Below are 11,524 nucleotides of genomic sequence, written 5' to 3' on the forward strand. Positions count from 1 at the left end.
GAATTTGTTATTGCTGCGACGCTTTGCGAACAGCTGTTCGATAATCGGTATGCGAATGACGTACCACCTGTGGGCTGAGTTGAAATCGTCGGATCTGGCCGGGCTGGCCGGCGACGCCACGGTTGCGCTCCTGCCCGTGGGCGCGATCGAACAGCACGGGCCGCACCTGCCCCTGTCGACGGACACCACGCTGGCCGAGGGTATGGCGCTCGAGGCCGCCCGCCGCGTGAAGGACGCGACCGTCCTCGTCCTGCCCGCCATTGCCTATGCCAAGTCCGACGAGCACCTGAACTTTCCGGGCGTTCTCACGCTCGATGCCCGGACGCTGCTTGCCACCATCGTCCAGATCGGCAAGAGCGTCGCCCGCTCCGGCATCCGCCGCCTGGTGCTGTTGAACGCCCACGGCGGCAACGTTCCGGTCCTTCAGATCGCCGCCCGTACCCTCCGCATCGAGGCGAAGATGCTGATCGTCTGCGCCGGCTGGATGAGCATGGGCTTCCCCGAGGGCCTGCTGCCGGAGAACGAGGCGCGCGACGGCATCCATGCCGGCTTCGTCGAGACTGCGGCCATGCTGCACTTCCGCAAGGACCTCGTGGACATGACGAAGGCAAAGGACTTCGTCCCCGCCACCCGCGCGGTCGCCGCAGGAAACCTGGTCCTCCGCCTCACCGGTCCCCTCTCGGTCGGCTGGATGATGCACGACCTGCACCCGGAAGGCGCGGCCGGTCAGGCCCACCTTGCCACCGAGGAAGCGGGACGGGCGATCGTCGAACACGCCGCCACGCGCTACGCCCGCCTGCTTGAGGAAGTCGCGGCCTACCGCATCCCCTTCGGATCGGAGGCCTGAGCGTGAACTGGGGCCCTGTCCGTTCGGTCGTGCTGCGGAATGCCAGGGTCCCGGCCGCGCTCGCGGACGGCCTTGCGCTCCGTGAACACGACGCGGCCACGGGCCTCGCGCTCGTCGATTTGGCCATCGGGCCGGACGGCCGGATTTCCCCGTCCTCCAATGCTCCTGCCATCGACCTTGGCGGCCGCATAATCCTGCCCTGCTTCATCGATTCCCACGTCCATCTGGACAAGGCCTTCACCGTCCGGCGCACGGGCGTTCCCGCCGGTGGCCTGTTCGATGCGGTTCAGCTTTCGATGGCCGATGCGCCAAACCGCTCACCTGAGGATCTGACCCGCAGGATGGAAATGGGCCTGCGCATGGCCCATGCGAACGGTACCGCCGCACTGCGCACTCATCTCGACACACAGGCTCAGCCCTGCGCGTCGCCTGCCTGGCAGGTCTTTGCCCGCCTGCGCGACGAGTGGCGGGATCGCCTCACCCTGCAGGCCGTCGCCCTCATGGCATTGGAGCGCGTCGACGACCCCGACTTCGAGGAACGCTGCCACCAGATCGCGGAGCTGGGCGGCATCCTGGGCGCCTTTGTGCCCACCGGCTCCGCCACCGCAGACCGGCTCGACCGCCTGTTCGGTTTCGCAACCCGCCACGGCCTCGACATCGACTTCCACGTCGACGAATCCCTCGACCCGAACGCCATCGGTCTGGAGCTGATCGCCGAGAGCGTTCTGCGCACCGGCTTCGGGGGCCGCGTCGTGGCCGGCCACTGCTGCTCCATCGCCACCCGTCCCGAAGCGGAGGTGGAAGCCCTCGTCGCCAAGGTTGCCGACGCCGGCATCCATGTGATCTCGCTTCCGCATTCCAACCTGTACCTGCAGGACCGAACGCCGGGCCGCACCCCGCGCCTGCGCGGCATCACGCTGGTGCACGAATTGAGAGCCGCGGGCGTTCCCGTCCACTTTGCCTCAGACAATGTGCAGGACCCTTTCTTCCCCTTCGGCGAATTCGACATGCTGGAGGTGATCCGATCCTCCGTCCGCATCGCCCATCTCGACTCCGCTGTAGGCGCCTGGCTGCCGGAACTCTTTCTCAACGCCGCCGCCGCGCTGCGCCTCGATTCCCATGGCAGGATCGCGGCCGGAAACCCTGCGGACTTCATCGTCTTCGACGCCACCGACTGGTACGGCCTGCTGAGCCATGCCCACGCGGAACGGGTGGTTTTCAGGAATGGCTCCGTCCTGCCTTCGGGCGGCATGGACTGGCGGCAACCGTTTGAAAGTGAATCCCGATGAAACCTGACCTTGCCGCCTGCAAGCAGGCGCTTGCGCACCTCGACCTCGACGACAACCCGAAGACGGTTCTGCAGAAAAGCCGGGACTTCTACTGGTACAGCCCGATCCTGAAGGAGCGGCTGAAGGACGTCGTTGCCGACTTCGTGGTCGCCCCGCGCAATGTGGACGAGGTGAAAGAAGTCCTCGCCGCCTGCTGGAAATACAACGTCCCGGTCACTGTCCGCGGCGCTGGCACCGGCAATTACGGCCAGGCCATGCCGCTCTTCGGCGGCGTCATCCTGCACACGAAGCATCTGAACCGCGTGATCGAGATCGGCGACGACTATTTCGTCGCCGAGGCCGGTGCCGTCATCGAGCACATCGACCGGGAACTGCATCGGCACGGCAAGGAAATCCGTCTCTTCCCCTCCACGGTGGCCACCGCCACCATCGGCGGTTTCATCGCCGGCGGTTCGAGCGGCGTCGGCGCCATCCGCTGGGGCGGCTTGCGCAATCCCGCCAACATCCGCCGCCTGCGTCTCGTCACGCTCGAGGAGAATCCGCGCGTGATCGACCTCACTGGCCCGGACATTAGCAAGGCCGCCCACGCCTATGGCGTGAACGGCGTGCTGATCGAGGTGGAAATGCCCGCCGATCCTGCGATGGACTGGGTGGATGTGCTCGTTGGCGTCGACACCTTTGAAAACTGCTGCCGCCTCGCCATCGGGATCGGCGACGACGATGCAATTCTCAAGCGCATGCTCTCGACCTTCGAGGCTCCCATTCCGGCGAGCTACTTCCTGCGCCACCGCCCCTACCTGAAGGAAGACGAGGCGCTGCTTGCGGTCACTGTCTCCCGCGGGACGCTGGATGCGCTCGTGGCCCGCGTCGCCGCCCTCGACGGCGCGGAGATCCGCCTGCGCTATGACCGGCTGCCCGAGGGCGCGCGCCTGCCGGCCGCCTTCGAGCTTGCCTGGAACCATACCACCCTGCGCGCCCTGCGCGTCGATCCGACCATCACCTACCTGCAGATGATGATGCCGCGCCCGGTGATGTTCGAGAAAATCCAAGAGGTGAAGAACACTTTCGGCGACGAGGTGCTGCTGCACTTCGAGTTCACCCGTTTCGACGGAGTTGTCTCGCCGGTCGGATTACCCATAATCCGCCACACCACGAACGAGCGGCTGGAGGAGATCGTCCGCATCTTCGAGGAACGGTTGGGACTGCCCGTTTTCAATCCGCATCGTGTCACACTGGAGGAAGGCGGCATGAAGCGCACAAACCCGGATCAGCTTGCATTCAAGAAGGAGACCGATCCCAAGGGTCTCATGAATCCGGGGAAGATGATCGCCTGGGTCGATCCGGACTGGGTTCCGGTTCCGGGCAAGACCTACCTCTTTGCGGAATAGCCTCCATGCACGTGCACGTCATCTACGCCCACCCGCTCAAGGACAGCCTGGCGGCGCAGCTCCACGAGATTGTTCTCGATGAGCTCACGAAGGCCGGCCACACGGTCGACGATCTCGATCTCTACGCGGAAGGCTTCGACCCCGTCCTCTCCGCCGAGGAACGGCGTGATTACCACGACACCTCCATCAACCAGAAATACATCCGCCCATATGTGGAGCGGCTCCAGCGCGCCGAGGGCGTGGTGCTCTGCCACCCGGTCTGGAACTTCGGCTGGCCGGCCATCCTCAAGGGCTACTTCGACCGCGTGTTCCTGCCTGATGTATCCTTCAAGATGAAGGATGGCATGCTGTACCCCGGCCTCACCAATATCCGCCGCCTGGCAACGGTGACGACCTATGGCTCGCCCCGCTGGCGCGCCTGGGTTCTGGGCGACCCGCCCCGCAAGAACGGCACCCGCTTCCTGCGCGCCGTCTGCCACCCCAATGTGAAGGTGACTTATCACGCGCTCTACAACATCAATAACGTCACGCCAGAGATGGTGGATAACTACCTGAAGAAGGTGCGCAAGGCGATGTCGCAATTCTGACAGGCCTTATTAGTGCTTCGAGGCGCGGCAGGCTCCGGCAAGAGGGGAAAGCGGAGTTGCAGGTATGAGTGACAAGCGGCACGTGACCGTGATCGGTGCTGGCATCGTCGGCATCTGCGCGGCTGCCTTTCTGCAGCAGGAAGGCTTCGCCGTGACGGTAATCGACCATCAGGAACCCGGCCGGGGCACGTCTTTCGGCAATGCCGGCTCCGTATCCCCCAGCGCCGTCATGCCCGTTGCGCTCCCCGGCATGCTACGCAAGGTTCCGTCCTGGCTGATGGACCCGTTGGGGCCGCTCACCATCCGCTGGTCCTACCTGCCCATTGTCACGCCTTGGCTGATCCGCTTCCTCAGCCACGCGAACCGTGCCGAGGCCGGGCGCGTCGCCGCTGCCATGCGCAGCCTGATGGTATCGGTCTTCGACGACTATGCCGCCATCCTCGACCATGGCGAGTTCGGCAATCTCATCCGCCGGGACGGCTGCCTTTACGTCTATGAGTCCCGCGCGGAGCTTGAGGCCGCGCGCTGGACCATCGATCTGCGCCGCCGTCTCGGCGCCGAGATGCAGGAGATCGGCGGCAGCGAGATCTTCCAGCTCGAACCGGCCCTCTCGCGCCACTTCCAGCTCGGCATCTTCGCACCTGAGAACGGCCGCACGGTCGATCCCTACCAGCTCGTCCGCGCCATCGCGAACCGCGTCCGGATGTACGGCGGCGAGATCCTTGAGGCGGAGGTTCATGACGTCGAGATCGGTCCTGAAGGCCCGGCGGCCCTCATCACCAGCGCCGGCCGCCTCCCCGTCGACCGGCTCGTCCTCGCCGCCGGTGCCTGGTCCGGAAGGCTTGCGCGCAAGCTCGGCGCATCCGTGCCGCTCGAGACCCAGCGCGGCTACCACGTCACCTTCCCCGACCCGCAGATCGAGGTCCGCCGCACGGTGATGTGGAACAGGCGCAGCGTGTTCGTGAACCCGATGCAGCCCGGCCTCAGGATCGCCGGCACCGTCGAACTCGCCGGCCTCAAGGCCGCACCGAACTATGCCCGCGCCGACCGGCTGGCCGAGATCGCCAAACAGATGTTTCCGGACCTGAACACGGCCTCGCCGTCGAAATGGATGGGCCACCGCCCCTGCCTGCCGGACAGCCTGCCGGTGATCGACCGGTCGCCGCGCTTCGGCAACGTCTTCTTCGCCTTCGGGCACCAGCACGTGGGAATCTGCTCCGGCGCGCCCACGGGCCGCCAGATTGCGAGACTCGTCGCGGGAAAACCCGCTACCATAGATCTGTCGCCGTTCTCGGTTGGGAGGTTCCGGAATGGCGTCGCCAGCCATCGATAAGAAAGGGGAACAGGCCCAGATGGAAAACCAGCCAGCCGCGCTGTCTGCCCAGGGAACCTCTGGTCAGGGTACCGACAACCGTGCCGCCGAACGGCCGGTCGCCCTGGCCTTCGACAATGTCGGGATGCAGTTCCCCGACGGCACGATCGCCCTCGAAAACGTGACTCTCCATATCCGGCAGGGCGAATTCGTCTCCGTCGTCGGCCCCTCGGGTTGCGGCAAGTCCACGCTCCTCAAGATCGCCTCCGGCCTCGTTCCCCAAACCTCGGGCACCGTATCCGTCGACCGCAACAATCTGGGCTACACCTTCCAGGATGCCACGCTGCTGCCCTGGCGTAAGGTGCTCGGCAATGTCGAGTTGCTGATGGAGCTGCGCGGCTATCCCGCCGCGGAGCGCCGCCGCATCGCGATGGAGCAGATTGCCCTCGTCGGCCTCTCGGGCTTCGAGAACCACTACCCGAAGCGCCTGTCCGGCGGCATGAAGATGCGCGCCTCGCTCGCCCGCTCGCTCGCCTTGAACCCGAGCGTCTTCATGTTCGACGAACCCTTCGGAGCGCTCGACGAAATCACTCGCGAGCGTCTCAATGACGAGCTCATCTCGCTCTACGTGCGCAAGGGCTTCACCGGCCTCTTCATCACCCACTCGATCCCGGAGGCCGTCTACATGTCGTCGAAGGTGGTCGTCATGTCCCGCCGCCCCGGCCGCATTCTGAAGACCTTCGACGTTCCGTTCGGCTTTCCACGCTCGCCCGAGCTTCGCTATGACGCCGCCTTCTCCGCCCTCTGCGGAGAAATTTCCATCTCCCTGCGCCAGGCCATCGAGGGCTAACCGCCATGACCGACACGACCAACATGTCCGTGCAGCTTTACCAGCCGGTCCCTCTCCCGAAACCGCAGGGGCCCCTCACCCGGGCGATCCTCAGGGTGCTGCCGCCCCTGGTGGTGGCTGGACTTCTGATCCTGCTCTACGCCTGGGTGCGCGCCCAGCTGGAGCCCCATCGTCAGTTCCTGATGCCGAGCGGCTACGAACTCTGGGCCAACGCCTTTTCGCTGCCGCAGGTTTGGGCAGAGCTTGGCAGCCGCTCGCTGGTGACGATCTCCATCGCGCTTTCCGGCCTCGCCATTTCCATTCCGCTCGGCATGCTCACCGGCCTCGTCATGTACCGCTACTTCATCCTGGAGCGCGGCCTGCTGCCCAACATCGTGGCCCTTCAGGCCATCCCCATGCTGGCGGTCATTCCCCTCATCCAGACGGCGCTCGGCTTCGGCTTCCTGCCGAAGGTGCTGATCGTCGCCAAGATGACCTTCTTCGCCATTCCGACGACTTTCCTGCTCGGCCTGAAGAGCGTTGACCGCGGCGCGCTGGATCTCTTCAAGCTTCAGAACGCGAGCTGGTGGACCACCCTCTGGAAATGCGCCCTGCCGTCCTCGGCCCCGGCCCTTTTCGCCGGACTGCGCATTTCGGCGAGCATGGCCGTCGTCGGCGCCATCGTCTCCGAGCTCTTCTTCCTTGCCGGCAAGGGTGGTCTCGGTCAGATGATCATCAACTCGAAGATCGACTTCAAGTATGAACAGATGTATGCGGCGCTCATCGCTTCGACGGTGCTGTCGGTGTCGGTCTATCTCTTCTTCAGCTGGCTCGGAAACTACCTGTTCTCCGAGTGGCACGAATCGGGAGGAAAGCAGGGCTGAGCGCCATGCGGCGCAACCGTCCTGGCAGAAATGACAAGAAACCCTGTCAACTCCAATCCGAACCTCGAGAGGGAACCATGAAACACCTGAAACTGGCATTGCTGGCGGCAGTCGCAGCGTCTCCGGCGCTCGCCCAGCAGCCCGAGCCCGGCGCGTTCGCCCGTGAGCACTACACCACGCCGCTTGCCGACGTCTGCCCGAGCCCCTTCTACATCCAGAAGGACTGGCTGGCCCAGGCCGAGCACGGCGGGCTTTACCAGATGATCGGCGCCGGCGGCGAAATGTCGAGCGGCCAGTACTCGGGCCCGCTGGGCAGCACCGGCATCACCCTCACCATTCTTGAGGGCGGCGGCGGCATCGGCCTGGGCGATGGCGAAACCGCCTATTCCGCTCTCTACAACGGCAATTCCAAAGCCGGCGTCGTTCCGCACCTCGGCTTCCAGGAGCTCGACGGCGCCGTCATCTTTTCGAAGCGCTTCCCCGTGGTCGGCGTCGTCACCCCGCTGGAAAAGGCCCCGCAGGGTCTGTGGTGGGATCGTGGCACCTATCCCGAAGGCTTCCACAGCATCGACGATCTCAAGGCCTTCGCCGCCTCCGGCAAGGGCATGATCTATGTCTCGACCATCCAGCGCACCTTCGGCCTCTGGCTGGTCGAATCCGGCGTTCCGAAAGAGGTCTTCATCGAGGGCTACCGGGGCGACGGCGAGAACTTCGTCACCAGCAACGGCACCTGGCTGAACCAGGGCTTCATCACCAGCGAGCCCTACAAGTTCTCCACCGGCATGAACTGGAGCAAGCCGATCGACGCGGTGACCGTCGGCGAACTCGGTTACGACAACTATACCGGTATGCTTGCGGTGGCGACCAACCGGCTGGAGGAACTCGCCCCCTGCCTCGAGAAGCTCGTACCGATCATCCAGCAGGCCTATGTCGATTACATCAATGATCCGCGCGAAGTGAACCAGCTGATCTACGAGTTCAACGAGGCCGGGCACGCCACCAGCTGGTGGAAAACGCCGATGGACCTGATGGAATACGCCTCGAACACCATGAAGGAGGCAGGCATCGTCGCCAACAGCCCATCCGGTGCGGTAGGTGCCTTCGACATGGATCGCGTCCTGAAGATGTACGAGATCGTCAAACCTTGGCTCGACGAGCGGGCCAATCCGGACGTGAAGCCCGAGGACGTGGTCACGAACCGCTTCATCGACCCCAGCATCGGATTCAGGAACTGATGACCGGAAGGACTGCCATCGTTCTCGATGGTGACGATCTGGCTCGCCGCATCCGCGGCGAGCTGGCGAACGAGGCGCGCGCGCTGAGAGACGCGGGCATCGTCCCCACCCTCGCCACCGTGCTGGTGGGTGACAATCCCGCGAGCCGCGCCTATGTCGCACGCAAGCATGCGGACTGCCGCGAGGTCGGCATCGAATCCCGCGAGCTCAACCTTCCCGCGAATACATCCCGCACCGAGCTCCTGAGCGTCATCCGGCGCCTGAACGACGACCCTGCCGTCCACGGCTTTCTGGTGCAGTTCCCCCTTCCGGAGGGTCTCGATGAGGGCGAGGCGGCTTCGTCCATCCTGCCCACCAAGGACATCGACGGATTGCACCCCTACAATCTCGGCCGCCTTCTTGCGGGAACCCCGACGGTTCTGCCCTGCACACCCGCCGGCGTTCTCGCCCTGCTCGAATCCTGGGATATCCGGCTTTCAGGCAAGCGCGTGCTCGTCATCGGCCGTGGCACGCTGGTGGGCCGGCCCCTCGCCATGCTGCTCTCGCTGCGCGGGGTAGATGCAACAGTAACCCTCGCCCATCGCCGCACGCCCGACCTGGCCGAGCTTGCCCGCCAGTCGGACGTGATCATCTCCGCCGCCGGTGTTCCCGACCTCGTCACCAGGGACATGGTGAAGCCTGGCGCCGCCGTGGTCGGCGTTGGCATCACCTATGATGCAGACGGGCAGTTGGTCTCGGACATCGCCGATGACGTCGCAGCGGTCGCTGGCTGGAAGACACCACGCCATGGCTCCGTCGGTGCGCTCACCCGCGCCTTCCTGCTGGCCAATCTGCTGCAGCTCGCCAGCGGACGTTGACCGGATCGGAGACAAGCCGATGCCTTTCCCTCGCGCCCCAACAAGTCCGCAGGGAACTCTTGCGCGCAAGCCTCACGCGATATGCTATGCGCAGGATTTGGCAGCGGCCGGACATGAAATGGACCAACTTCGCGGCCACGCCAGCGGAGATTGGCACACCATCAGTCAGGAATTACCGGAGCATCGATCTTGAGCGCACCAGTCGTCATCATCGGAGCCTCGCACGGAGGCGTTCAGGTCGCGGCATCGCTGCGCCAGTTGGGTTTTGAGGAGGAGATCATCCTCTTTTCGGCCGAAAACGTCCTCCCCTATCACCGCCCGCCGCTCTCAAAGGCCTATCTCGCGGGAGAGAAGGACCTCGACCAGATCCTGCTGAAAGGCCCCGCCTTCTATGAGGACCATCGCGTCGACCTGCGCCTGGCCGATCCGGTCGAGGCGATCGATCTCGCCGCTGGCCGGGTCCGCGCCCGCTCCGGAGAGCAGGCCTTCAGCAAACTTGTGATCGCGACAGGGTCGCGGCCCCGGCTGCTCAAGGCGCCGGGCCATGACCTGCGGGGCATCTTCACCCTGCGCACGCTGTCCGATGTGCACGCCCTCAAGGAAGCCATGGCTGAGGCGCAGGACATCGTCATCGTCGGCGGTGGCTTCATCGGCCTCGAGTTCGCTTCGACCGCCGCCAAGCTCGGCAAGACCGTGACCGTGATCGAAGCCCGCGAAAAGCTGCTGATGCGATCGCTCCCGGCCACCGTAGGCGACTTCATCCGCGCCTACCACGCCGCGCACAACGTCCGCTTCCATTTCAATGCCCATTTCGCCGAGTTCGAGGGCGAAAGCGGCAGGCTCCGCGCTATCCGGCTCGCAGACGGCACGCGCATCCCGGCCGACATGGCCCTTGTTGGCATTGGCGGCGAGGCGGAGCTCACCCTGGCCGCGCCCCTCGGCCTGAAACTGGCCGCCGGTGGTATCGAGGTGGATGAGTTCGGCCGCACTTCCATCGGGAACGTCTACGCCCTCGGTGACGTCGCTGCCGCGCCCAACCTGCTGGCGAGCGAGCCCATGCGGCTCGAATCCGTCCAGAACGCGGTCGACCAGGCCAAGGCAATCGCCGCTCACATCCTCGGGCAGCCGGCCCCGGCTCCCGTCACGCCCTGGTTCTGGACCGACCAGTACGACCTCAAGGTCCAGATGGCGGGTCTCTCACGCCCGGACGCGGTGCAGACGCTCCGCGGCGATCCCGACGCGAACGCCTTCTCGGTGATCGAGACCATCGACGGCAAGCTGGTCGCGGTCTTCTCGGTCAATCGCGCGGCCGACCACATGGCCGCGCGCCGCCTCATCGCCGAGGGCGCGTTCCTCGACCTGTCGCTCGCCGCCGATGCCGGCGTTCCGTTGATGAAGGCGGTGAAGAGCAGCTGACAGCCGGTTCATCCATGTAGTTTGTCGGCAATTGCATGGAGATAGCCAAAGTTGTCCCCTCGATTGCCAATGTATGTATTGTTGAGGTGCGATCGGGGGGATGATTGAGGAGGTCGCAATAGGGGTTAGGGGGAATAGCGGTGAATCGGACCATGAAAGCTGGGCGTGAGAAGAAATCGCTGATTTCGGCTTCCTTTAAGAGAGGTTTTCGCCAGGGTCTGAGTGCGCCGTTCCTTTTCTTCATGCCTCCACGAATTGACCGTCCCAAGACCTACTCCGCCAGCGTCGCGAAAGCGTGGTCGGATGTAGGCCACGCGCTTGCCAGGGCAACTCAAGAGCAGGGGCGGACAATTGAGCAAGAGACCGGGATCAAAGTCCCGCGCGCAGGACGGCGTATCAAATCCCGATGACACATCGGGCGCAAACTTGCGCGCCCAACTGGAAAAGCAAATCGGCCCCCTCATTGCCAGTCGCGAGAACAGGTTATCTCTCGCGTAATGTTCCTGATGTCGGAACAGTTTAGCGGCCCCATTGCTCATCCGAAGCACCTCAGAGCATACGAGGAGATCGTCCCGGGTCGGCAGAGCGCATCATCCAGATGGCCGAAAAGGCTCAGGACCACAATCGGAAGATGGAGGAAGCGATCATTCGCGCATCCATCTGGGAAGCGAGGGCCGGAATGATCCTCGGCGCTTCCGTTCTCCTGATCCTGATTGGACTTGCGGTCTGGGCGGGCATGTCAGGCAACAATATCCTCGCAGGAATGCTCCTCACCAGCGGCATGCTGAGCGGCGCGGCAGCTCTGATCTGGGGCAATCATAACGGTCGCTCATGAACAAAAAGGCCGCCGGAATACTTCAGGCGGCCCTCTGCGCATCCC

Annotated in this window: 11 protein-coding genes; all 11 read left to right on the forward strand. The window is 64.5% G+C overall.

Going from position 1 to position 11,524, the window contains the following annotated elements:
• The first annotated feature begins 55 nt into the window (after positions 1-55).
• The 11 genes from ABD906_RS05565 (at position 56) to ABD906_RS05615 (ending at position 11,479) form a co-directional block, all read left to right on the forward strand.
• The gene (locus ABD906_RS05565) at positions 56-847 is read left to right on the forward strand and encodes a creatininase family protein (RefSeq protein ID WP_165277214.1); all 792 of its coding nucleotides are present in this window, start codon (positions 56-58) and stop codon (positions 845-847) included.
• 2 nt (positions 848-849) lie between these two features.
• Complete coding sequence (locus ABD906_RS05570) at positions 850-2,136, forward strand: cytosine deaminase (RefSeq protein ID WP_345098585.1); 1,287 nt, start codon at positions 850-852, stop codon at positions 2,134-2,136.
• On the forward strand, positions 2,133-3,524 hold the full coding sequence (locus ABD906_RS05575; protein WP_345098586.1) for an FAD-binding oxidoreductase: 1,392 nt from the start codon (positions 2,133-2,135) through the stop codon (positions 3,522-3,524). The genes ABD906_RS05570 and ABD906_RS05575 overlap by 4 nt, the downstream gene beginning before the upstream one ends.
• A gap of 5 nt (positions 3,525-3,529) precedes the next feature.
• Positions 3,530-4,111: an NAD(P)H-dependent oxidoreductase gene (locus tag ABD906_RS05580; protein WP_165277217.1), complete on the forward strand. Its 582-nt coding sequence runs from the start codon at positions 3,530-3,532 to the stop codon at positions 4,109-4,111.
• A gap of 64 nt (positions 4,112-4,175) precedes the next feature.
• The gene (locus ABD906_RS05585) at positions 4,176-5,444 is read left to right on the forward strand and encodes an FAD-dependent oxidoreductase (protein ID WP_165277218.1); all 1,269 of its coding nucleotides are present in this window, start codon (positions 4,176-4,178) and stop codon (positions 5,442-5,444) included.
• A complete protein-coding gene (locus tag ABD906_RS05590; RefSeq protein ID WP_345098588.1) occupies positions 5,422-6,273 on the forward strand; it encodes an ABC transporter ATP-binding protein in 852 nt (283 codons plus the stop codon). The genes ABD906_RS05585 and ABD906_RS05590 overlap by 23 nt, the downstream gene beginning before the upstream one ends.
• 5 nt (positions 6,274-6,278) lie before the next feature.
• Positions 6,279-7,136: an ABC transporter permease subunit gene (locus ABD906_RS05595; RefSeq protein ID WP_165277219.1), complete on the forward strand. Its 858-nt coding sequence runs from the start codon at positions 6,279-6,281 to the stop codon at positions 7,134-7,136.
• A gap of 77 nt (positions 7,137-7,213) precedes the next feature.
• Positions 7,214-8,371 carry a hypothetical protein gene (locus ABD906_RS05600; RefSeq protein ID WP_345098589.1) on the forward strand — a complete coding sequence of 386 codons (1,158 nt, stop codon included), beginning with the start codon at positions 7,214-7,216 and terminating at the stop codon, positions 8,369-8,371.
• Positions 8,371-9,228, forward strand: coding sequence for a tetrahydrofolate dehydrogenase/cyclohydrolase catalytic domain-containing protein (locus ABD906_RS05605; RefSeq protein ID WP_165277221.1), 858 nt, complete (start codon positions 8,371-8,373; stop codon positions 9,226-9,228). Before ABD906_RS05600 ends, ABD906_RS05605 begins: the two co-directional genes overlap by 1 nt.
• Positions 9,229-9,417: 189 nt before the next feature.
• Positions 9,418-10,644, forward strand: a complete 1,227-nt coding sequence (locus ABD906_RS05610; protein WP_165277222.1) for an FAD-dependent oxidoreductase — start codon at positions 9,418-9,420, stop codon at positions 10,642-10,644.
• 556 nt (positions 10,645-11,200) lie between these two features.
• Entirely contained in the window at positions 11,201-11,479 is a 279-nt protein-coding gene (locus tag ABD906_RS05615; RefSeq protein WP_345098765.1) for a DUF2335 domain-containing protein, read from the forward strand.
• Positions 11,480-11,524: the final 45 nt, after the last annotated feature.

This window comes from Chelativorans composti (assembly GCF_039541695.1).
GTDB classification, from domain to species: domain Bacteria; phylum Pseudomonadota; class Alphaproteobacteria; order Rhizobiales; family Rhizobiaceae; genus Chelativorans; species Chelativorans composti.